Genomic DNA, 23,456 nt, shown 5'->3' on the forward strand with positions numbered 1-23,456 from the left:
GCCTCGGTGTTTTGTTTATTTTTCTTTTTCATTGGGTGGGGCGGGGCCCCCCCCGCGGGGGGGGGGGGCGGACCCTGCGGCCGAGCTGGATCAGCAGCCCTGCTGCACCAGCTGACGACGGCGGGCGAGGATCGCCGCGCCGGCCAGCACCGCGAAGGCGCTCAGTGCCAGCAGGCCGGCATTGGCCTCCGCACCGGTCTTCGGCAGCTGGCCCGGGTCGGTGCTGCCGTCACACGGGACCTCGCCGCCGAGGCTGGCGGTGAAGGAGACCGCGTCGAGCGCGGTTCCGGCGTCGTAGAACCCGGCGAAGGCCGTAGCGCCCGCACCCGTCAACGTCGCGGAGGCACCGGAGACGCTGATGGTGTCCCCGTTGACCGCCCCACCGCTGAACGAGAGGTTCGCGAACGCGACCTCGCCGTTGACCACGGTCTCGCCCTTCGTGTTGGTCGAGCTGACGTGGGCATGGAGCACACCCGAGCCGGGGCCGGTGATCTGCACGGTCGGGTTGCTCAGCTTGAAGTTGAGCAGTCCGCCGTGGCCGGTGGCCGTGATGGCGCCGGAGTAGTTCACCTTGCCGATGCCGTTGGCGGCCGGGTTCACCGCGCCGCCGGTGGCCGAGAAGCTGCCGCCGGAGAACTGACCCTTGGCGATGCGTCCGCCGACGTACTCGCGGAAGCTGGCCTTCAGGCCCCACTCGAGGCTGCCGCCGGTGACCTCACGAGCGACACACTGGTCACCCTGCTGACCGACACCAGGGCCGGTGCCGGGCGTGGTGCCACCGTTGCCGTTGTCACCGGAACCGCCGGAACCGCCGCCGGCCGGGGTCTCCCCTGAGCCGCCGCCGGGACCCTGGACGTCGTCGCAGTCGATCTGAGCGCCGGTCGTCACATCGAAGGACACCGGATCGAGCTCGGTACCGGCCTCATAGAAGCCGCCGAAGGCCCGCTCACCATCGGCCGTCAGTGTGGCCGCGGCGTTGGTCCAGGTGCGCTTGGCGCCGGACGTGGCAGGAGCGCTCAGCGCCAGATCGGCGAAATGCACGTCCTTCGTCTCGAACCGCTCGCCGACGCTGGTCATGTCCTTGAAGTCACGACCGGCGACGTCGACGTGCAGTCGAGCCGTGGTGGCCGAGGTGACGACCACGCGCGGATTGGTGAACTGCAGGTCGAGCGCGTAGTCGCTACCCATCTGGTGACCGGTGAAGCGGGCGCCGTTACCGGTGCCATAGGCGATGTCGGCGGCGCTGCCGTCGAGCGCCGACTTGCCGGCTCCCTTGGTCCAGACGAAGGCACCGCTATCGGCCTGCGTGGTGCGACCGAGCAACGAGATCTTGCCGTGGGCGATCGGACCGCCGACATAGTTGCGGAAGGACTGCTTGACACCCCACGTCAGCGACTCGCTGGTGACCTGCCGGCACTCGCCGACCGGCGCGGCGTCAGCGACCGCGAAGGGCTGACGTCCGAGCTCGTCGCCCTTCACGTCACCGTTCGCCGCGAAGACGACGATGTTGTGGCTGCCCGCCGGGAAGTTCGCCGGGACGGTCCAGCTGGCCGTCGCCACACCCTGCGCGTTCGCGACCGGGCTGCCGATCGCGACCGGATCGGAGTGCGCTTCGACGAAGACCTTCTCCTGAGGCTTGAGATCAGAGATCTCGATCGTGAGCTTGTCGCCGGGCTTGACCTGCTGGACCGCCGAGCCGCTCTTCTCGATCCCGATCGTCGGGTCCGAAGGCTGCTCGGGCAGGCTCTCGACCGTCAGGGTCGCAGCATTCGTCTCGACCGTGCCGTGCTCGTTGGTGAAGACCGCACGGTACTGCGTGCCGTCCTTATCCGCGGACACGTCGGCGAGATCGAGCTTGGTCGTCGTCGCGCCCTTGATGTCGGCCCAGTCGGCGTTGCCCGTCTTGGACTGCCACTGCACCGACGGGGCGGGGACACCCTTGCCGGTCGCCTCGAACGAGACGCTCTCACCGGCCTTGACCGTCTTCGCGGAGGGCTGCTTGGTGACGTCCGGCGAGGCGGTGTAGTCGCCGAGTAGCGCCGCCAGTTCCTGGTCGGCGTTCTTCACACCGCCGCCGGGGAACGTGTAGATGCCGAAACGGCCGTCCTTGACCAGGGTTTCAGGGGACTCGAGCGTCACATTCCAGGTGAAGGTGCCCTCATTCGACAGCGGGACCCACTGGTTCTTGACGATCTGCTGGTAGTTCGCGGGGATCTTGTCGACCGTGTCCTTAGTCAGGACCCAGCCCTGCGAGCCGATCTTGCGCTGGCTGGAGGCGACCTCGTCCGAGGGCTTCCAGTTCTCCGCGAAGTGACCGAAGGTCACATAGGTGCCCTGCGGGAGGGTGTTCGGGATCGGGACGCCGCGACCACCGACATTAGCCTCGGGGTCGAATCCGCTGCCGCGGACCACGAGCTTGTCGCCCTTCTCGAGATCAGCATCGCCGATGGGCGTCACTCCGTCCTCGGCGAAGACCTCGATCTTCGGCTCCCAGACCGGCTCCGGCTCAGATCCGGCCGCCTTGTAGTTCAGCCGAACCCCAAGCTCCTGGTCGGCATTCTTGACCCCACCAGCACCGTAGGTGTAGATGCCGTAGTGACCGTTCTCGGCGAGCTTCTCCGGCTCCTCGAGCGTGGCCTCCCAGGTGAACTCACCCTCCTCGGACAACTCCACCCACTGACCACGGATGGTTCCCTGATAGCGGGGGTCAACCTGGTTCAGCGCATCCTCGCTCAACACCCAGCGCTGCGAACCGATGTTCCGCTCGCCATTGCCACCGGACGGCTGCCAGTTCTCAGCGAAGTTGCCAAAGACCACGTAGGTGCCCGCCGGTGAGCCCGCGGAGATCGGGGGCCTGCCACCAGCCGGAGCGATATTGCCCTCCGGATCAAAGCCCGAGCCCTTGACGACGACCTTGTCGCCCTCCGACAGCTTCGTGTCACCCACCGGAGTCGTGCCGTCCTCACGGAAGACCTCGATCTTCGGCTCCCACACGGGGTCGGGGTCGGCGGTCTTCTTGACGGACACCGTCGCCGGGTCCGACGTGGAGCCGAGGTGGGCAGCGGCATCGGCCGGAGTGAAGACGGCGGTGATGCTGTGGTCGCCGACCGGGAGGTCGCTGGTCTTCAGCGTGGCGGTGCCGTTCTCGACGGTCACCGGCTCGCCGAGCGCGTTCTCACCGTTGCGGAACGCGACGGTTCCCACGGCAGCAGGTGCGACGGTAGCGGTGAGGGACACCTCGGTGCCCTCCTCGATGTCACCCTCGGGAGCGACAGAGAGGGTCGTGGTGGTGGCCTCGGGATCGGGCGTCGCGGCGACCGGAACGGTGAAGTTCAGCGGATCGAGCGCATCGCCAGCGCCGTAGAACCCACCGAAGGCCTCTGAACCGGCCTCAGTGAGCGTGGTCGCCGCGCCCGTCCAGGTGAACGTCGTGCCATTCGTCGTGGGCTGGGAGAGCGCCACATCGGCGAAATGCACGTTGGTCTGGTCGAAGAACTCGTCGCTGATCGAGGTCATGCCCTCGAACTTGCGGCTGCGGACATCGAGGTACAACTCAGCCGTCGTAGTCGAGGTGACCAGGATGCGCGGGTTGGTGAACCGCATGTCCAGCGCATCGGCGGTCTGGCCGTCCACGGTCATCTCGTGGCCGCGGAAGTGAACACCATTGCCTGCGCCGAAGCCCACATCCGCGGAGCTTCCATTGGTCGCCGCTTCACCCGAGCCGCCGGGCCAGGAGAATCCGCCCTTAGTACCGCCGACCTGCGTCGCCGATCCGAGCATCGTGATCGAACCGTGCGCGATCGGGCCAGTGAGGTAGTTGCGGAATGATTGCTTGACACCCCAGTCGAGGGTCGCGCCCTCGACGGTGCCCTGCTCGGGGGCGGCCTGAGCGGCGCTGGGCAGCGCGATTCCACTCAGGACGATCAGTAATGAAGTCAACAGCACGAGCAGTGGGGACTTGCTCCGCGCGCGTGAAACGGGGGTTTCCACGACAGACGCCTCTCCTTGGTAGTCGCGACGCCCAGGAGGGCACCGCAATGGTCGCCAGTAAAGCTAAAGCTAGCCTAAGTAAGTTCAGGCTGACCTAAGGGGTCTCATTCTTTGGGCAATGAGTTCCAGCCGGCGCGATATCGCCGGCCGCGGGCACGGACCGATGATGATGCGCTGCGGCGGTCATGGCGACCCTGACGCATCACGTTTCAAGGAGGCCCGGACGCAAGATGATGCGTTGTGGTCGCCATGGCGACCACAACGCATCATCACCGGTCAACGGTGCTCCCGGTGGGATTCGAACCCACACTGGGACGGGTTTAAGCCGTCTGCCTCTGCCGTTGGGCTACGGGAGCGTGGCCTCGTCAGGTACGGACGGCCACGTTGATCGGCTCCTCCCCCGCAGCCAGGGCACGCACCTGACGATGCACCACCTTCTCGATGCGCGGACGCATCGCCGAGGTCATCCCGCCGACATGCGGGGTGATGATGACGTTCTTCGCGGCCCAGAGCGGATGATCGTCCGGCAGGGGCTCGGGATCGAAGACATCGCTGGCGAACCGGATACGCGGCAGCGCCCGCAGCACGGCGTCGGTGTCGGCCACCTTGCCGCGCGCCACATTGACGACGATCGCGTCATCGGGCAGCGCCCCGAGGAAGTCGTCGTCGATGAGCCCCGTGGTCTGCTCGGTCAGCGGCACCGCCACGATCACCACATCCGCGCGCGGCAGCAGCTGGGGCAGCTCACTCGTGGCGTGCACGTGACCCCGCTCGTCGTCACGTGCGGACGTGCCGACGCGGATCAGCTCGCAGCCGAAGCCGTCGAGCCGCTTGACGATCTCTCCGCCGATACCGCCGATCCCCAGCAGGAGGACGCGCTTGTCGATGAGACTCGAGGTGAAGGTCTTGACCCACTCCCCTCGCGACTGCTGGTCGGCGAAGACATCGAGCCGGCGCGCCGACGCCAGCGCGAGCGTCACGGCCAGCTCGGCCGTCGACTCCTCGTGCACACCGATCGCATTGCAGAACACCCCGCCGGCAGGCAGATTCTCCGCGACACCGTCGAAGCCGAGGGACTGCCCCTGGATGACGCCGACACGGCTCGTGTCGACCGACGCCATCGCGGACGGATCGAGGGTGTACGGCCAGACCACGAGGTCCAGATCGCCATCGGGCTGCGGACCCTGCGTATCCCATACGAGCAGATCGAGACCGAGTCCCAGATCGTTGAGGCTGTCGAGCCAGCTCGCGTCCGGCACGCTCACGCGCATCGCCATCAGTCACCCCTCCTAGTCGTGGCACCCCAGGCGATGCCATCGAGAATGTCGTGTTCGCTGACTGTCAGTGTGTCCGTCGAGAGGGGAAGAAGCTCGATGAGCCGGTCCAGGATCAACGCCCCCGCCCCGATGACGTCCGCACGCCCCGGGTGCATGAACGGCAGCGCCCGGCGATCGGCCACCGACATCGAGGCCAGCGACAGACAGGCCTCACGGACATCGTCCACGTGCAACCTCGCCCCGTGGATCGCCTCGGAGTCGTACGAGCCGAGACCCAGCGAGTGCGCGGCGATCGTGGTGACGGTGCCGGCCACGCCGACGAACAGATCGGCCGGCTCCAGGCGATCCACGATCGGCACGACGAGCGCGTCAATCGCCGTCATGCACTCGGTCATCTCGCTCACGGAGGGCGGATCCCCCGGAAGATAGCGTTCGGTCAGCCGGACGGAGCCGATGTCCAGCGAGGTGGCGAACTGGATGTCCTCCCCCTCGCCGACGACGATCTCCGTGGATCCTCCGCCGAGATCGACCAGCAATGTCCGTGCGCCGTCGAGCTCGCGCGTCGCGCCGTCGAAAGAGGCGCGCGCCTCGCTGTCCCCCGACAGGATCTCCGGACGCACTCCGAGCACCGACTCGACGGCCGACGAGAACTCGTCGGCGTTCGCGGCATCGCGGACGGCCGACGTGGCACAGAACCGGATCGTCGTGGCGTCGAGCATCGCGATGAACTCGGCGTACTCGCGGGTGGCCGCCAGCGTGCGATCGATGGCCTCGGGACTGAGCCGACCAGACGTGTCGACTCCCTGGCCCAGCCGCACGATGCGCATCTCGCGCAAGAGATCGGTCTTGGACTCGCCGTCGACATCGCAGACGAGCAGGCGGATCGAATTGGTCCCACAGTCGATGGCGGCGACGCGCTCCGGCATGTCAACACCCTAGCGATGACCTTCGCCCAGGACACGCTCCCCCTAGAGTGTGGAGGTGTCGTCGCCGCAGTCTCGTATCGTCACCGTGCTCTCCCTGGTGCAGGTCATCGGTGGCATCGGCAACGGCGCCGGTCTCGCGATCGGCGCCCTGCTGATCGGTGACATCAGCGGATCGGACGCCTGGGCCGGCACCGCCACCGTCGCCCTGACCCTCGGCGCGGCGCTCTTCACGATCCCGTTGTCGACACTCGCCGCCCGTCGCGGCCGGCGGCCGGCCCTGACGGCCGGATGGTGGCTCGGGGCGGTCGGAGCGGGCGTCACCATCGGCGCGGCCGTGCTCGCATCCCTACCGCTCGCGCTGGCCGGACTCATGTTGTTCGGCGCGAGCACGGCCGCCAACCTGCAATCGCGGTTCGCCGCCGCCGATCGCGCCGAGCCCGATCAGGTCGGACGGGCGATCTCGATCGTGGTCTGGTCCACCACGATCGGGGCGGTGACGGGACCCAATCTCACCGGCCCCGGCGCCGCCGTCGCCGAGTGGCTCGATATCCCGTCCCTCGCCGGCCCGATGGTGTTCTCGCTGGTCGCGTACGGTCTCGCCGGTCTCGCCACGTTCCTCTTCCTGCGACCCGAGCCGTTGGTCCGGGCCACCGCGGCAACGCCCGAGCGAGGTGTCATCGCCCGCGCGCTGCCCCATGTGCGCGGGCGCGCCGCCGTCGCGGTGCTGACCGTCGCCATCGCGCACGCCATCATGGTCTCGGTCATGGCCCTCACGCCCGTGCACATGCAGGGGCACGGGGCGGCGCTCGAGGTCATCGGGCTCACGATCAGCCTGCACATCGCCGGCATGTACGCCCTCTCGCCCGTCATGGGCTGGCTCACCGACCGGATCGGCGCGGACACGACGATCCTGCTGGGCATGTCCGTCCTCGTGGGCGCGACGGCACTCGCCGGGACGGCCGGGCACTCCGAACCCCAGATCACGGCCGGTCTGATCCTGTTGGGTGTCGGCTGGTCCGCCTCGATCATCGCGGGAGCCGCGCTGTTGACACGCAGCGTGGAGCGCGACGTCCGACCGCTGGTGCAGGGGTTCAGCGACCTGACGATGAACCTCGCCGGCGCGGCCGGTGGCCTACTCGCCGGACTCATCGTCGCGACCCTCGGCTTCGGCATCCTCAATCTCGCGACCGCCCTGCTCACGCTCCCGGTGATCGTCGCGGTGCTTACCTCGCGACGAGTCTCCACCTCGCCCGGCGGCGGTAGCTGATCAACCTCATCAGCACCTCATGACGTTGCTGGCCTACCGCCGGGGGCGGGGAAAGGTTGATGGTCTACCGCCCCGGAGTGGGTGGAGTGACGACCAGCAGGTCGCCGACCTCGCAGCCGAGGACATCGCAGATCGCCGTCAAGGTGGAGAAGCGGATCGCCTTGGCCCGGTCGTTCTTGAGGATCGACAGGTTGACCACCGTGACGCCCACGAGCTCGGCGAGCCGGCTGAGCGTCATGCCGCGCTCGGCGAGCAGCTCGTCCAAGCGGCAGTGCACGCGCCCCGCCTCGTCCTCCGGTGGCATCAGACGAGCCCTTCGGTGTCCCGCTGCATCCGCTCACCGGCATGGAAGGCGGCGCCGAGCGCACCGACAGCCATCGCCGCGAGGACGGCGTACCAGTCGAGGTGGAACTGCACCGACTCGTAGACCGGCCTCGCCTCGATCTGCGCGAGTGCGCCGTTGCTGGCCATCACCGTGAACAGGAGCGTGATCACCCAGCCGAAGGCGATGACCATCGAGGTCGTGATCACCAGCCGCGTGTTCGTCCGGCTGAAGAACTCCCCCCGCAACAGATTGCGGCAGAGCAGCAGCACGCACACGGCCACCGCGATCACCGCGAGGCTCGGCACGATCGCCGCGCCCATAGCAGAGACGTGGGACGCCACGGGCAGGTCGCTCACGTGCACCGTGATCTCGTCGACCCCGGCCTCGACCGGTGCTCCGTCAGGACCGATCGGCAGGTCGAAGGTCTCCCCGACCAGCTGGACGCGAACCGGGACATCGCTATTGGGCACGATCTCGATGAGGCTCATGATGATCGACCACACCGATCCGAGCGCCACGGCCGCGCCCACGACGATCACCGCCCACAGATCGCCGCGTTCGGTGTTCCACAGTCCGTTGCTTCTCACGACAACTCCCTTCATATCGTTTATCGATATTATCGAAACACGATATGGCGAGGAGGTCAAGCCGCCCGGCGGTAGGACATCGGCATCGCTCACCGGGCACCGGGACGGGCCCACCAGCAACCTTTGGCCGTGGGCAGAGGTAGGCCAGCAACGTTATCGGGGTGGCATGAGGTTGCTGGCGTACCGCCCGGGCACGGGAAAGGTTGATGATCTACCGCCCCGCGGTGAGAGGAGGTCACGTCGCATGCCGGCGGGGCATCACCTTGGGCACCACACCCACGGCGAAGGCGACGACGACGGCCGCGATCAGCGCGACCGTGTTGCTCGGCACCACGGCACCGCCCAGGACGCCGATCCCGACGTAGAGCACCGCCCACGCCCCCGCCGAGAACACGCAGGTCACGGCGAAACGATGCCACGGGTAGCCGCTCAACGCCGCCGCGATGAGCACCGGCAAGCGCCCCGCCGGGATCAGCCGCGAGACCGTCATCGCCGCGACGTCGTTCTCCTCGATACGCGTCCTCATCCGGGTGATCGCGGGGCGATCGGCACGCAGCCACGGGACCTTGTCGGCCACCCTCCCACCGGTCGCGCTGAAGACCACGAAGACGACGCAGTCGCCGAGATACGCACCGAGCCAGCCGGCCGCCAGCACCAGCAGCAGCTCCCACGGCGCCTCGTCGTGGGCGAGCACGGCGGCCGCGGCGAGGGTCGGACCGGTCGGCACGACCGGCACGACGGCACCGAAGGCGATCACCGCCACCAGGACGACGAGATGCACCCATCCCAGGTCGTCAGCCACGGTCGCCTCCCACGCGGATGGTCGCGCCGTGCCCCATCGACTCGACCTGAGCGGTCGTCACGGCCTCGGCGAACCGCTCCCCCGGCGTCCGGAACAACCGCTCGTAGACCCGTCCGCCGCGGCGCACCCCGAGCGGCCAGAACGTGCCCCAGTGCACGGGAACGGCCCATCGCGCGCCGACGCGGCGTACCGCCTCGGCCGCGTCCCGGGGCCCCATGTGACCGGCGCCCAGGGTCGGGCCCCAGCCTCCGATCGGCACGAGCGCCACATCGACCTCACCCACGTCGTCGACGTGATCGGACAGCTCCGTGTCGCCGGGATACCAGAGCGAGCTCCCTCCCTGACGAACCACGAAACCCAGTGGCTCGCCGCTCAGCCGCGACACCACATGGCGCCGGTGCGGATGCACCGCGGGCGTGGCGCGCACCTCGATACCCGATGCCGAACCGGTATCGCCGGGGGCCAGCTCGTCGACATCGAGGCCGGCGCCGCGCAGCAGATGTCCTCCCCCGCGCGGCACCAGCACCGTGGTGCCGCGACGCAGCCGGCGCAACGTCGGGACGTGGAAGTGGTCGGGGTGCAGGTGGGAGACGACCACGAGATCGGCGATCAGCGCCTCCTCCTCGCGCACCGACGGCGCGAGCCGGCGCAGGTGCGCGAGTCGATCGGTCACCACGGGATCGGTCAACAGCCGAACCCCGCCGGTCTCGACAGATGCCGTCGAGTGACCCCACCAGGTGATCTCCGTGGCACTCATGACGACCTCAGCCCCTGCTCCGCGAGACGCCCGACCAGGACATCGTGGACATCGCGCCCACGCAGCGCCGGACGGTCGACCCGCCAGCTCGACGGATGGACGAAGACCGCCTCGGTCTGGCCGCCTCCCATCCCGCCGTGGGAGCCCACCAGCTCCTCGAAGGCCACGACCTCGTCGAGGTCGGCATCGTAGCGGCCCATCACCACCAGATCCCCGGCGTGCGCGCGGGTCGCCACATCGCGGACATCGTCCTCGGCGAAGGGCCCGTAGTCCAGCAACGGGTCGATGCCGGACCCGTCGAGCACCGACCCGGATCCCGGCCCGAGCAACCGCCACCCGGTAGCCCCGTCCACGCGCAGGCCGCCGTCGACATGCGTGACGACCAGGCCGATATGCGGGTGCTGCGCCAGCCCCTGGACGAGCAGGGGGTACCGCGCGTCCACCGCCTCGCGCGAGGCGGTTCCCTCGACATCGCGCAGGTAGAGATGCGCGAGACTGCCCGAGGCCATCACCACGAGCGGCCGGCTCTCATCGACGCCTCCACCACGCGGGGAGCCCGAACCTCCCGACCCCACCGCGACCGTCCGGGCCGCGGCGCCGATCAGCCGTCCCGTCCCGGGTGCGGACTCACTCAGCATGTTCGCCGGACCCCAGAGCTCAGCGGGCTCGTCATCGTGATGGGCCCGGCGAGCGGGAAGAGCGGCCAGCAGATCGACGACCTCGGCCAAGGTCGCACCACTCAGCTGACGGAAGGTCGGACCCTGCGACTGGCCGTGGTCGGAGACGATCGCGATCTCGTAGTCACGCCCGACCTCGTCCGCGACCTCGGCGAGGAAGCCGATCACCCGATCGAGTCCCTCCATCGCCTTGAGCGACTCCGGTCGCGCCGGACCCGCGTGATGGGCGACCTCGTCGAAGTCCACGAAATCGACGAAGATCACCGGCGCCCCGCGTGCCATGTGCTCACTGACCAGCTGGACGTTGAGGTCGCGCAGGACCACCGTCGTCAGCCCGCGCAACAGCACGAAATTGCCGCTGCGCCTGACCCGAGGTACGACGGCGCGCCGTCGCTGTCTGCGGCCCTGATAGACCTCGGTGACCATCTGGCCGACCATCAGGACGACCGACCGGGCGAAACCGGCCGAGGTCGTCATGAAGGCGGCGAGCCCACGATCGCGCGGGATGCCCGCGCTGCTCATGGTCAACAAGGACGTCGGAGCGTCACCGGAGTACTGATTGGAGACGCTCACACCGTCATCGGCGAGTAGGCCCCGCCCCGTGGAGATGCGTTCCTGCACGACGGCGACGTCCTCGGGCCGGCTGCTGACGAAGGAGCGCCCGGCGGCCTTGTCGTACCAGCGGAAGGCCGGCACCTCGTGCGCGTCGCCGTGCAACAGCACGGCCTGTCCCGCCGGGGTCGTGGCGGGCACGCCGGTGTGCCAGGTGCGGAACCGGTAATCGCCCGAACGGAGCCACCGGCCGATGGTCGGCGAGGACCCCGCCGTGACCGCCTGGCGCAGCGTGTCGGCGCCGACCCCGTCGAGCTGGATCACCAGCAGCCCCGGCCCCGATGCCGACTCGCGCCGCGCGATACGGATGGCCCGCCCGAGCACCTGGCTGAAGAAGGCCTCGTCGGTGGAGGAGTCGAACAGCCAGTTCAGCACCGCGGCGACCGCCACGGCACCCCACGCCGCCAAGACGAGCTCGCTGAAGGAGAAGGGAGCGACCCCGGGCACCACCGCGAGCGCGGCCCCCAGGATCGCGGCATCGGCCAAGAGCCCGGCGACCAGCAGGCCGACCGGCCCGGTGAAGACGACGAGCTGAGTCAGGAACGGGCGCAGGAGCGCTCCGATCGCCAAGACGCTCGCGGCGACCAGCAACACCGTCTCGGCATCGGCTCCGACCTGCTCGCCCGGCAGCAGCCACAGGCTCACCGCCAGGGCAGCAGCGGAGGTGAGGAAGAGACGCAGTACACCGAACAGCCAACGCCACGACGGCGTCCACCGCCGTAGGCGGCGCCGCACTGCCGCACCGTATCGCCCGATCACGCTCGCCACATCGGACGACTCTAGTTCGTGACGCTCAGCCTCGACGCCTGAGCAGGGCCTACGTCGATGATCTCGCCGGGGACACTCGGCCTCGTATCCTGAGCTGGTGGCTCCTCCCCTAGCCCTGCTCGACGCCGTGCGGTGGCACGGCCGCGATGTCGTCGGCGACCGTCCGCGCGTACTGCTCGCGTCGCTGGCGGAGGCACGTGGGGCGACCGTCGGCGACACCACCTTGATCGACTACCTGTGGCCCGACGAGCCGCCCGCGGACCCGCACAAGGCGTTGCAGGTGGTGGTCTCGCGCACCCGCCGCATCACCGGGACCGAGGCCGTCGTCCGCACGGAGTCCGGCTACCGGCTGACCCTTCCGGCCGAGCACATCGACGCGCTCGTCGTGGTGGAACGCGGCCGTGAGGCGACACGGGCGATGAACGACGGCGACTGGACCCGGGCACGCGATATCGCCACCATGCTGGCGGACACCGAGATCGGGGTCGAGGACGACGGCCCGCTCGGCCGGTTGCGCGAGCAGGCCGCTCGGGCCATCCGCGAGGCCACCCGGGTCCGTGCGCTGAGCCTGTCCGCGCTCGGGGAACACCAGGCGGCGGTGCCGCTCCTGGAAGCCGAGTACGCCCGAGACCACGGCGACGAACGGGTCCTGACCGCGCTGCTGCGCTCGGTCGCGACCGAGCACGGACCGCCCGCGGCACTCGAACGCTACGAGCAGTACCGCCGGGGCCTGGCGGAGCGACTCGGGACGGACCCGGGCGAGACGCTCCGCCGACTCCACGGCGAGCTTCTCGCGGCCGATCGCCCCGTCCGCGACGGCCTCCTGTACGACGCCACCTCCCTCATCGGCCGCGACGCGGACGTGGCACGACTGCGGGAGCTGTTGCACGTCTCCCGGGTCACCACGATCCTGGGCGCCGGCGGACTGGGCAAGACACGGCTGGCGCACATCCTGGGTCACGGCGCCGAGCAGCCGGTCGTGCACTTCATCGAGCTCGTCGGTGTCGTCACCGAGGCAGGACTGCTGCCCACGCTGGGCGCCGCCCTGGGCATCCGCGAGACCTCCGGTGGCACCGGCACCCGCGGTATGGACCTGGCCACCCGGGTACTGGAGAACCTCGGCTCGGCGCCCACCCTGCTGATCCTCGACAACTGCGAGCAGATCATCGGCGCGGTCGCCGACCTCGTCGCCACGCTGGTGGCCAATACCCGCGACCTCACCGTGCTCACCACCTCACGCTCGCCGCTGGGCATCCGCGCCGAGCGGGTCTACGCGCTCGGCGAGCTCTCACCTTCCGATGCGATCTCGCTGTTCAGCGAGCGTGCCCGCGCCGCACGACCCGGCGTCGTCCTCGATGGGGAGACGGTGACCCAGCTGGTGCGGCGTCTCGACGGCCTCCCCCTCGCCATCGAGCTGGCCGCGGCCCGTGTGCGGGCCATGTCGGTGCGGGACGTGTTGGACCGTCTCGACCACCGATTCGCGCTGCTCCGCGGTGGATCGACCGCGGCCCCGGAACGTCACCAGACCCTGCTCGCGGTCATCGACTGGTCGTGGAACCTGCTGGACGACCGCGAGCGCGCGGCCCTGCGAAGGCTCTCGGTCTTCCACGACGGGTTCACGCTCGACGGGGCCGAGCACCTGCTCGGCGACGACGCGGTGGCCGTCGTCGAGGCTCTCGTGGATCACTCGCTGCTGACCGTGCACGAGGACACCGGCGTGCGGTACCGGATGCTGGAGACCGTGCGCGAGTTCGGCCGGGACCGGCTCACCGAGAGCGGCGAGCGCGAGGTGACACAGGCGAGGCTGCGCGCCTGGGCGATCGGCCGCAGTCGCGAGCTGCAAGGACGACTGATCGGCCCAGGTCAGATCGAAGCGGTGGACGCGATGCGCGCCGAGGAGGCGAACCTCTCCAATGAGCTGCGCGTGGCGATCGACGCCGGGGACGTGCCCGCCGTGCTCGCTCTCGCGGCGAGCCTCATGAGGTACTGGGAGATCACCGACGGCTATCGCCGGCTCCTGGTCTACCTGGACCGGGTGGCTCCCCTCATGACCGAGTACGACGAGACCCCGGCCGAGCAGCACGCCATGCGGCGGGTGCTCTCGGCGATCGTCCTGGCGGCCGCGATGCGCGGCGACGGCGCAACACACCCGGCGACCCTCAAACTGACCGCACTGGGCCCGGGTGACGACCCGCAGCTCGCCGGCGACGTCCACGCCGTGCTGGCCCTGGTCACGGCCACCGACGAGGACGCGTTGACGGTGCTGACCCGGTTGAGCGAGGACGCTGATCTCCACACCCGGCTACGTGCCCTGCGCTGGCTGGCTCACCTGCGCGAGAACTCCGGTGACCTCGACGGGGCGCTCCGGGCGGCGTCATCGGCCGTCGATCTGTGCCCGGACACCGACGGCCCGTGGCTTCCAGCGACCATGCGTGCTTTCCGGTCCCAGTTGCTCATGCAGCTGGGACGACGCCAGGAGGCCGTGCTCGACGCCGAGCTCGCCGTCGGCCCGCTGAGTCGGCTGTACGCCGAGGACGATGCCGCGCGGCTGCGGCTCAACATCGCGATCGCCCATGTCGCCGAGGGCCGGATCGATCGGGCCGAGGCCGTCATCGACGAGCTCGCCGACACCGGCCACGGCCTGTTCGGCGGGGCCGCCGGCGTGGAGGGCATCCGCGCCGAGATCGCGGCGCGGCGCGGGGACGGCGGCGAGGCCAGGCGTCTCATGCGACGTGGGCTCGCGGTCAACCGCAGCGTCACGGTGCCCGGCAGGCGTGAGCTGTCCGGCTTCGAGCCGTGGAGCCTCGTGGCTCTCTCGCTCTGTGTCGTGACCTGCACCCGCTTCGGCACCCCCGACGACGACCTCGATCTCGTCCACGAGGCGGCCGAGCGACTCTCGGCCCTGCTCGCACGCGGCCGCACCCGCATCGACGTGCCCGTGCTGGGCTGCCTGGTCTTCAGCCTCGGGCTCTGGGGGGTTGCGCACGGTGGGCTCGACCGCGATATCGCCGTGCGACTGCTGGCCCTCGCGCGCCGCTTCGGCTACAACCAGGCCCACCCGTCGATGGACTGGTCGGTCGCCGAGGAGACGGCGGACCGTGAAGCCCTCGACGAGCAGCTCGCCGACTGCCGGAACCGGCCGATCGACGAGCTGCTCGACGAGCTCGGAACCCTCACTCTCCTCCCCTGACCCCGGACCCTCGGTGGTCGAGTGCGACCTGGGGGCACCTCCCGCTTGCGGTGGAGGGACGAGGGAGCGCTGGAGCCGTGACAGAACAGGGCATCGCCGTCACGGAGCGAGACCACCTTTCGGTGAGTGGTTTCGCTCCGTGGCGGCTATGCCCCTGGTGCCACGGCTCCATCGCCGCTCGTCCCTCGCGGCTACTCAACCACCGAGTTCTCCCGACCCTCGGCGGTCGAGTAGCGGAGGTCGCTCAGCGACCGGAGCGATGGAGCCAGCGCATCAGGGGCGTAGCCGCGCTGGAGCGAGACCACACTTACGGAATGCTGATCTCGATACGCGACGCGCTAGCCGTCCCTCCTCGATCACCGATCCCGTTCAGATCTTGCGGCTGTAGGAGCGGACGGAGAGCGGCGCGAAGATCGCGATCACCACCGCGCAGCCCAGCAGCGCCCATCCCACCTCGCCGGTGATCGCGCCGTCATTGGCCAGGTCGCGTGCGGCCGAGACCACGTGCGACACCGGGTTGACCGTCACGAAGGCCTCCAGCCAGGACGGCATCGTCTCGGTCGGCACGAAGGCATTGGAGAGGAAGGTCAGCGGGAACATGATCATCATCGAGATGCCCTGCACGCTCTGCGCGGACCGGGCGATCGTGCCGACCCAGGTGAACACCCAGGCCAGCGACCACCCGGTGACGATGAGCAGCAATCCCGCCGCGACGACGCCACCGAAGCCGCCGCCGGGCCGGTAGCCCATGACGATGCCCATCGTCAGTGTGAGCACTGTCGCGATGGTGTAGCGGACCAGATCCGCGACCATCGGCCCTGCCAGCGGCGCGATCCGAGCCATCGGGAGGGACCGGAACCGGTCGAAGACCCCCTTGTCCATGTCCTCGCGGAGCTGGACGCCGGTGGCCATGCACGCCGTCATGGTCGTCTGCGCGAGGATGCCGGGCACCATGAGCGGCAGATAGCTCTTGACATCGCCGGAGATCGCGCCGCCGAAGACGTACGCGAACATCAGGGTGAACAGGATCGGCTGGAACAGCACGTCGAAGAGCTGCTCGGGATTGCGCCGCATCTTCAGCAGGGCCCGCCAGGCCATGCTGAAGGTCTGGTCCACGGTCTCGCGCAGGCTGACCCGGGGGTGCAGCTCACGGGCCGGGTCGTGTTCTGCGAGTACGTCATCGGGACGGACATCGAGCGTGGTCATCACGCAGCCTCCTCGTGGTCGTCGTCGGTAGCGGTGTCATGGCCGGTGAGCGCGAGGAAGACCTCGTCCAGAGTGGGCTTCTGCACGGAGACCGATGTGATGCTCACGTCCGCCTGACGCAGCGCGATCAGCACCTCGGCGGCATCATCGGCATCCGAGAGCGGCACGTTCATCCGGGCCAGCTCCGGGGAGAGGACCGGGGTCTGGCGGGTCGTCTCCCCGACGATCCGGGCGGCTCGGTCGAGATCCTCACCGGATGTGAGGGCCAGCTGGAGCGTCGAGTCGCCCACCTGGGTCTTGAGCTGGTCGGGCGTGCCCTCGGCGACCTTGCGTCCGCGGTCGATCACCGCGATGGTGTCGGCGAGCTGATCGGCCTCGTCGAGATACTGCGTGGTCAGCAGCACCGTGCAGCCGTTCGCCACGAGATCGCGGATGGTCTCCCACATCTGGCCGCGGGTGCGCGGGTCCAGCCCGGTGGTCGGCTCGTCGAGGAAGATCAACGGCGGCCGGGTGATGAGGCTCGCAGCCAGGTCGAGCCGGCGGCGCATCCCGCCGGAGAACTGGGCGATCGGCCGGTCCGCGGCCTCGGTGAGGCCGAACTGCTCGAGGAGCTCCGCCGCCCGCGCGCGGGCCTGGCGGGAGCGGATGCCCTGCAGGCGCGCGAAGAGCCGGAGATTCTCGGTCGCGGTGAGATTCTCGTCGACCGATGCGTACTGGCCGGTGACGCCCAGCAGCTGACGGATGATGTGAGGCTCGCGGCGGACATCGTGGCCGAAGATCTCCGCTGCGCCGCCGTCGATCGACAGCAGGGTGGCGAGCATCTTCATGGTCGTGGTCTTGCCGGCCCCGTTAGGACCGAGGACGCCGAAGATCTCGCCGCGCCGCACGTCGAGGTCGACGCCGTCGACGGCGCGCGTCGAGCCGAAGGTCTTCACGAGGCCGGTCGCGTGGACCGCGAGTTCGTGGGATGAGGTGGTCATGGACCGATCGTCGTGGACGGCGGTTTCACGGCGCCTTCACAGCGGTGACACCGGCGGCCGCATGGCCGGCGATGGGCGCCGCCATCGGTTAGCGTGTCCTGACAGCTCGTCGACGAGGAGGCGGATCGTGAGCGAGGTAAGGCGCGAGGCGTGGGGCGGCCGGACCGCCTTCATCGTCGCGGCAGTCAGTTCGGCCATCGGACTGGGCAATATCTGGCGATTCCCCGGCGTCGCCTACGAGAACGGAGGGGGTGCCTTCCTCCTCCCCTATGTGATCGCCTTCCTCACCGCCGGCCTGCCGATCCTGTTCCTCGACTACGCGATCGGGCATCGGTTCAAGGCGGCTCCCCCGCTGGCCTTCAAACGCCTCGACCGCCGGCTCGAGCCGCTCGGCTGGTGGCAGGTCGCCGTCTGCTACGTCATCGCGATCTACTACGCGGTCGTCATCGCCTGGGCCCTCGCCTTCACCGTGTTCTCCTTCACCCGGGCCTGGGGCGACGACGCGGCGGGCTTCTTCTTCGATGACTTCCTGAGCGCCGCGGACGCCGGGTTCTCCCTCGACCTCGTGGGCAAGGTGCTCTGGCCGCTGCTGATCGTCTGGATCGTGACGATCGCCGTGATGGCGCTGGGCATCCGCCGAGGGCTGGAACGCGCCAATCGCGTCACGCTCCCGCTCCTGGTGGTGCTGTTCATCGCCATCGTCATCTACGCCGTCACCCTCGACGGGGCCGCCGACGGCCTGAACGCCTTCTTCACGCCCAGTTGGGAGGCCCTCGGCGACCCGGCGGTGTGGATCGCCGCGTACGGCCACATCTTCTTCTCCTTCTCGATCGCCTTCGGCATCATGATCACCTACTCCTCGTACCTGCGGCGCAAGGCGGATCTCACCGGCTCGGGCACCGTCGTGGCCTTCGGCAACTGCGGCTTCGAGATCCTCGCCGGTATCGGCGTCTTCGCCACCCTCGGCTTCCTCGCGGCCCAGCAGGCGACCACGATCGACGAGCTGGAGGGCATCACCGGGGTCGGGCTGGCCTTCGTGACCTTCCCGACCCTGCTGGCGGAGATGCCCGGCGGCGCCGTCATCGGCGTCCTGTTCTTCCTCAGCCTGGTCTTCGCCGGTTTCACCTCGCTGCTGTCGATCCTGCAGGTCGTGTCGGGTGCCGTGCAGGACAAGACCGGGTGGACCCCCGCCAAGGCCGGGATCGTCGTCGGTATCGGCGCCGCGATCCCCTCGGTCCTGCTCTTCGCGACGACGACCGGCGTCAACACGCTCGACGTCATCGACGCCTTCATCAACAACATCGGCGTCGTCACCTCTGCGGTGCTGACGCTGCTGCTCGTCGCCTGGGTCGCCCGGTCGACACCACGGCTGGCCGCCCATCTCAATGCCGGAGGCAGCCTGCACGTCGGGCCGCTGTGGAGCGTCATGATCCGCTTCGTCTCGCCCGTCATCCTGGCCGCAGTCCTGGTGACGGGAGCCTGGTCGTACGCCACCGACGGCTACGGCGGCTTCCCGGGCTGGTACCTGGGCGTCGCCGGCTGGGGCGTCATCGCCGCTGTCGCCGTCTTCTCCTTCGCGATGAGCTACCGGCGCTACCGGCGCGAGGACACCGAGGACTTCGCTCCCGACGACACGACCGAGCTCGCCCGCGAGGTCGAGAACGCCCGCAGCACCAGCCGCAACGGAGGCGCATCATGACCCCCATCGCCATCGTCGTCATGATCCTCGCGATCGTGTTCTTCTGGGGCGGTCTCGCGTGGAGTATCGTCCGATTGCGTCGTCACCCCGATCTCGGCGACTGACCGACCGCACCAGTGAGACATGGCCCGAACCGTAGCCCCCGGGCCATCACCGGCTGACTAGCCGGACGACTCCTTCGGATGGTTCTGCCCCTCGCCCCTGGGATTCCGCGTCCCTTCGGTGATATCACCGGTGGGAGGGGGCGTCTGGGGGTTCGATGTTCGAGCGGAGTGCCCCGGTGGCAGGGGCGAAGAGCCACGGTGTCACAGCGCTGAGTCCTGACGTCGCGGCGGAGCATCTCAGCAGCATCGTCGCGGACGAGACCGAGGGGGCCACGCTGCTCGTCGGCGAGCACGGTCTCGGCAAGAGCCATATCCTGCGGATGCTGGCGCGCGACCACGAGGCGCTGTGGGTACGTGCCGTGGCCTCCGAGCACGAGTTCGCCTTGTCAGGGATCGACGCCGTCGTCAGCGCCCTGCACCCGGAGATGGCCCATCAGCTCGGCCACCATCTGTCGCTGCGGCATGTCACCGACGGCGGCCTCTACGCCGCGGCCCACGACGTACTCGATGTCCTCGGAGGTCTCCGTCTGCCGCCGACCCTCGTCCTCATCGACGACCTCGACGTCATGGACGACCAGAGCATCGCGATCCTGACGGTCCTGCTGGCTCACCTGGGCGGTACCGGCGTGCGGGTGATCGCCTCCGTCACCGCCGTTCCTGCGGGCATGGACAGCCTGTCCTCGATCCGGCTCGGGCAGTTGAGCGTCGACGCCGCGGAACGCCTCCTGCGCGAGACCGGCCCGGTCGACACGACGACGGGACGGCTGCTGCTCGACTATTCCGGCGGCCATCCCGCGGTCCTGCTGCATCAGTTGAGCACCCTCGACCACCACCAGCGTCAAGGGCACCGCCCGCTCTGCCTACCCATGCGGTGGTCACCAGAGCTCGACGATGTCGTCCCTCGTCTCACCGCCGCCGTGTCCGCGAGAGAACACGAGGTCCTGCTGACCACCGCGCTGGGGCCGGCCTGTCCCCTGGACGCGCTGGTGGAGATGACCGGTGCCGAGGAGCTCGTGGCGGAACTGATCGACGAAGGAGTGCTCACCTTGCACGGCGATCACGTGAGCATGGAGGATCAGAACCTCCGAGCCGCCCTCCTGCGTCGCTCGCGTCGCGCGGACCGCATCTCCCGCCACGCCACGCTCGCCGAGCGGCTCGGCCCGGTCTCGCCCGAGCTGGCGAGCTGGCACCGCGGGTTCCTCAGCTCATCGCCGGCTGTGGTCCCCGAGCTGCTCGAGGCCGCCGCTGACGCCGCCGAGGCCGGCCAGCTGCGGATGGCGGTCGAGCTCGCCGAGAGCGGGTACGCGCGGCTCCGTCAGCATCCGAACGGCTCCGAACAGGCCCAGGCTCGGCTCGTCTGGGTCCTGCAGCGCGCGGGTGAGAGCGCGCTCGCGGCTCGTTACACGCAGTGGGCCCGTGCCCAGCAGCTGAGCCCCACCACCGAGTTGGCGCTCGCCACCGCCGAGTTGACGGCGACGCTGGTCTCCGGTCAACGCATGTACGACGAGGAAGTGGAGGCGACCACCGCGCTCCACGGCGATGCCTATCCCGACGACGCCTCGCGGTTGAGTCTCATCCTCGCCGCCGGCCATCTCTCCAGATTCGAGCTCGCTTCGGCGCGGTCGGCGCTCACGGCGAGCGAGCGGCTGACGATCCATCCGCGGCTCAGCGACATCCGGGACGCCCTGGAGGACGTCGCCGATGCCCTGGACGGCCGCCGCGGCCGTCCGGTCCGACCGAGGCGAACCACCGACCCTCCCGAGGCCCTCGTGCTGCGCGCCCATGCCGCGAGCCTGCGCGAGGAGTACACCCGCGCTCGTCGCCTGTTGACGACGATGCTGCACCACCCGGGCCTCCGGGAGCGGTCGCTGGTGACCGTGGCGCATCTCATCGGCGTGCGCAACGAACTGTCCGCCGGGGATTTCACGGCGGCACGGCGCGCCATCGAGCTGTGGGCAGCGGACCCGCCCTGGATCCGGCACGACTCCTCGACGACCGATCTCGTCGCGGCCTGGCATCACTACATCACCGGCGATATCGGTGCGGCCCATGAGGCGATCGCCCGTTGCCTGGAGCTCGCGGCCCACGAGAGCCATCCGGCCAACCGCGCCACCGCCCTGGCACTGCGCGGCGCCATCCATCTGATGACCGGAGACCCCGAGTCGGCCGTCGCGGATCTGCGCGCGGTGACGGTCCTGAGTCATGAAGTGCCTCATCCGAGCCTGCTGCGCCACTGGGGCGACTACGTGGAGGCCTGTCTGCTCACGGGTCGAGCGAGCGAGGCTCGCCGGGCCGTCACCTCGTTGGAACGCCTGCTGGCCACCCATCCGAGTCGGTGGGGCGACCATGTGCTGGCCAGGGTCAAGGGGCTGGTGTCGGCCGAGGCGGCGGTGACGCTCCTGGCCGAGCACATCGCTTCCCTCACCGAGTCCTCGCTGCACTCCTACGAAGGTGCCCGCAGCCTGGTCTGCCTCGCGGACCGCCAGGCCGAGGTCGGGCGCACGTCCGAGGCACAGCGGACCGCCGCGAATGCCGCGACGATCTTCGACGCGATCGGCGCCAGCGGCTGGGCGGCCCACCTGCGGCTGCGGCCGTACCGCGAACCTGCCGCTGCCGCCCCCGCCTCGCCCCTGGAGAGTCTGTCCGCGGCGGAGCGGGAGATCGTCTCGCTGGTGCGCGAAGGGCTGCGCAATCGCGAGATCGCCGAACGCCTCTACGTGTCGGTGCGCACCGTCGAGCTCCGGCTCACCCATGTCTACCGGGCTCTCGACGTGCGTTCGCGCACCGAGCTCACCGCGCTGCTCGGCGAACGCCATCAGGCGGCCTGACCCTCGATCCGACGCTCGGGACTCCGCCACACCCCGCTGGAGCGCCGGGTGAGCGCGTGCACGAGAGCACGGAGGCAGAGCGCGGCGTCCAACACGCGTAAGGCCGTATAGGCCGGAGCGAAGACGATGATCGACGCGCGGCGGGTGAGCATCGCGACATAGGTCGTCGCGATGAGATCCACGACGACGATCCCGGTGACGGCCGCCACCACCACGTCGCCGAAGGGGAACGACAGGGCGGACCATTCGTCGACCCGGATGAGTCGACCGAAGGCGAGCGCGATCGCGGTCGCCGCGAGGGCCAGGACCAGGACGCTGCTGAGCACCACCTCGACGGCGAAGACCGTGACCGAGGCCCAGAAGACCCGCGCGCGCGGTCGATGCCGGCGCAGGGTCTGCCAGAAGCCCAGATTCCAACGCCCCACCTGCCGCACGTAGTCGGTGAGCGTGGCCGGGTCCTGCGTGTAGGCCCGCGCCGACCAGGGTTGGAAGGCGATCCGTCCGAGCGACTTGGCGTGGATCTCGAAGGTCATGTTGTAGTCCTCGATCGCCAGGCCGGGGGCAGCGATATCCACCGTGTCGAGCACGTCGGCCCGGTACATGCTCGCGAATCCCGGCACGATCGCGACGGCATCGAGTCCGCGCGCGGCCTGCCCGTACTTGAGCAGGGTCTGGAACAGCACGTACAGGCGTTCGCGGTGGGCGACCAGGACCCGTGTCATCCATCCGGCCCCGCCGGGCCATCGGGTGGAGGCACGGCCGGCGACCGCGGCCACCGCGGGATCGTCGAACAGCGGCAGACCGCTGTAGAGATAGTCGTCGCTCGGGACGGTGTCGGCGTCGAGGATCATGATCACCGCGAAGCGACGGGTCAGCCCGAAGTGGCGCAACCCGGCAACGAGCGCTCCCGCCTTGCCGTGGCTCGTCACGAGTTCCACCACGTTCGCGCCGCAGGAACGGACGATCTCGGCCGTGCGGTCGGTCGAGGCGTCCGATGCGACGAACACCTGGCCGGCCGGCACGAGACGGCTGACCGCCGTGATGGTGTCCTCGATGACCGTCTCCTCGTTGTGCGCGGCGATGAGGACGCCCACCTGACCGGGCCGGATCCGCGACTCGCGGATCGGCAGGGGGTGGGTCCGGCCCAGCACCCAGCGCAGGCCGCCCACACACCCCCATAGGGTCGTGCTGAGGCCCGCGAACAGCACGACCGTCGCGATGAAGACCGCGAGATCGCTCATCGTCCACCTCCCGGCCTGATGCAAGCGCGCCATCATGCTAAGCCAGCCCGGACCGTCCCGGGAACGCCTGGAACCGTAAGACATATGGCGGTCCATTGCGGGCCTTTGCGGATCGATTGCGGGAGTCCACAGCGTTCCGCCGATGCCGTTGACCGGGCCTTCGCTCCTCCCCGAGGTTGAGCCTCAGGCGGTGCTCGGCGACCCCATCCGCTCGACCGGG

16 protein-coding genes and 1 tRNA gene are annotated in these 23,456 nt (G+C 69.4%); 5 read left to right on the plus strand and 12 right to left on the minus strand.

All coding sequences use genetic code 11. The features are described from left to right. Window positions 1-90: 90 nt before the first annotated feature. The 4 genes from JL108_RS16860 to JL108_RS16875 form a co-directional block, all read right to left on the minus strand. Window positions 91-3,990 (minus strand): HtaA domain-containing protein, encoded by a 3,900-nt coding sequence (locus tag JL108_RS16860; RefSeq protein WP_205199309.1) that lies wholly within the window; start codon window positions 3,988-3,990, stop codon window positions 91-93. A 283-nt stretch (window positions 3,991-4,273) separates the two neighbouring features. Then, window positions 4,274-4,346 (minus strand) — tRNA-Leu (locus JL108_RS16865). Between the two features lie 9 nt (window positions 4,347-4,355). Next, complete coding sequence (locus JL108_RS16870) at window positions 4,356-5,267, minus strand: NAD(P)-dependent oxidoreductase (protein WP_205199310.1); 912 nt, start codon at window positions 5,265-5,267, stop codon at window positions 4,356-4,358. After that, a complete protein-coding gene (locus JL108_RS16875) occupies window positions 5,267-6,193 on the minus strand; it encodes a Ppx/GppA phosphatase family protein (protein WP_205199311.1) in 927 nt (308 codons plus the stop codon). Before JL108_RS16875 ends, JL108_RS16870 begins: the two co-directional genes overlap by 1 nt. Before the next feature lie 55 nt (window positions 6,194-6,248). On the opposite strand from JL108_RS16875, the gene JL108_RS16880 reads away from it, so the two are divergent. Continuing rightward, window positions 6,249-7,460, plus strand: coding sequence for an MFS transporter (locus tag JL108_RS16880; RefSeq protein WP_307837306.1), 1,212 nt, complete (start codon window positions 6,249-6,251; stop codon window positions 7,458-7,460). A 64-nt stretch (window positions 7,461-7,524) separates the two neighbouring features. Here the strand turns inward: JL108_RS16880 and JL108_RS16885 are convergent, their stop codons facing one another. From JL108_RS16885 to JL108_RS16905, 5 genes are all read right to left on the minus strand, one after another. Next, the gene (locus JL108_RS16885; protein ID WP_143914571.1) at window positions 7,525-7,764 is read right to left on the minus strand and encodes a helix-turn-helix transcriptional regulator; all 240 of its coding nucleotides are present in this window, start codon (window positions 7,762-7,764) and stop codon (window positions 7,525-7,527) included. Then, complete coding sequence (locus JL108_RS20550; RefSeq protein WP_185973193.1) at window positions 7,764-8,372, minus strand: DUF2975 domain-containing protein; 609 nt, start codon at window positions 8,370-8,372, stop codon at window positions 7,764-7,766. Before JL108_RS20550 ends, JL108_RS16885 begins: the two co-directional genes overlap by 1 nt. Before the next feature lie 235 nt (window positions 8,373-8,607). Continuing rightward, window positions 8,608-9,174: a DedA family protein gene (locus tag JL108_RS16895; RefSeq protein WP_205199313.1), complete on the minus strand. Its 567-nt coding sequence runs from the start codon at window positions 9,172-9,174 to the stop codon at window positions 8,608-8,610. After that, complete coding sequence (locus JL108_RS16900; RefSeq protein WP_205199314.1) at window positions 9,167-9,931, minus strand: MBL fold metallo-hydrolase; 765 nt, start codon at window positions 9,929-9,931, stop codon at window positions 9,167-9,169. The genes JL108_RS16895 and JL108_RS16900 overlap by 8 nt, the downstream gene beginning before the upstream one ends. Continuing rightward, the gene (locus JL108_RS16905; protein WP_205199315.1) at window positions 9,928-11,988 is read right to left on the minus strand and encodes an alkaline phosphatase family protein; all 2,061 of its coding nucleotides are present in this window, start codon (window positions 11,986-11,988) and stop codon (window positions 9,928-9,930) included. The genes JL108_RS16900 and JL108_RS16905 overlap by 4 nt, the downstream gene beginning before the upstream one ends. A gap of 97 nt (window positions 11,989-12,085) precedes the next feature. Between JL108_RS16905 and JL108_RS16910 the strand changes: the two genes are divergently transcribed. After that, a complete protein-coding gene (locus JL108_RS16910; protein ID WP_205199316.1) occupies window positions 12,086-15,178 on the plus strand; it encodes a BTAD domain-containing putative transcriptional regulator in 3,093 nt (1,030 codons plus the stop codon). A 369-nt stretch (window positions 15,179-15,547) separates the two neighbouring features. Here JL108_RS16910 and JL108_RS16915 read toward each other — a convergent pair whose 3' ends face one another. Both JL108_RS16915 and JL108_RS16920 read right to left on the minus strand, forming a co-directional pair. Then, window positions 15,548-16,384: an ABC transporter permease gene (locus JL108_RS16915; RefSeq protein ID WP_205199317.1), complete on the minus strand. Its 837-nt coding sequence runs from the start codon at window positions 16,382-16,384 to the stop codon at window positions 15,548-15,550. Next, entirely contained in the window at window positions 16,384-17,364 is a 981-nt protein-coding gene (locus JL108_RS16920; protein ID WP_205199318.1) for an ATP-binding cassette domain-containing protein, read from the minus strand. The genes JL108_RS16915 and JL108_RS16920 overlap by 1 nt, the downstream gene beginning before the upstream one ends. A gap of 127 nt (window positions 17,365-17,491) precedes the next feature. Here JL108_RS16920 and JL108_RS16925 point away from each other — a divergent pair, with 127 nt between their 5' ends. The 3 genes from JL108_RS16925 (at window position 17,492) to JL108_RS20555 (ending at window position 21,995) form a co-directional block, all read left to right on the plus strand. After that, complete coding sequence (locus JL108_RS16925) at window positions 17,492-19,063, plus strand: sodium-dependent transporter (RefSeq protein ID WP_205199319.1); 1,572 nt, start codon at window positions 17,492-17,494, stop codon at window positions 19,061-19,063. Then, a complete protein-coding gene (locus JL108_RS16930) occupies window positions 19,060-19,167 on the plus strand; it encodes a methionine/alanine import family NSS transporter small subunit (RefSeq protein ID WP_143914562.1) in 108 nt (35 codons plus the stop codon). Before JL108_RS16925 ends, JL108_RS16930 begins: the two co-directional genes overlap by 4 nt. Window positions 19,168-19,343: 176 nt before the next feature. Further along, window positions 19,344-21,995 (plus strand): LuxR C-terminal-related transcriptional regulator, encoded by a 2,652-nt coding sequence (locus JL108_RS20555; protein ID WP_205199320.1) that lies wholly within the window; start codon window positions 19,344-19,346, stop codon window positions 21,993-21,995. On the opposite strand, the gene JL108_RS16940 is transcribed toward JL108_RS20555, so the two are convergent. Further along, window positions 21,983-23,236 (minus strand): glycosyltransferase family 2 protein, encoded by a 1,254-nt coding sequence (locus JL108_RS16940; protein ID WP_205199321.1) that lies wholly within the window; start codon window positions 23,234-23,236, stop codon window positions 21,983-21,985. The genes JL108_RS20555 and JL108_RS16940 overlap by 13 nt on opposite strands. Between the last annotated feature and the right edge of the window lie 220 nt (window positions 23,237-23,456).

Source organism: Aeromicrobium sp. YIM 150415 (genome assembly GCF_016918125.1).
Classification (GTDB): domain Bacteria; phylum Actinomycetota; class Actinomycetes; order Propionibacteriales; family Nocardioidaceae; genus Aeromicrobium; species Aeromicrobium piscarium.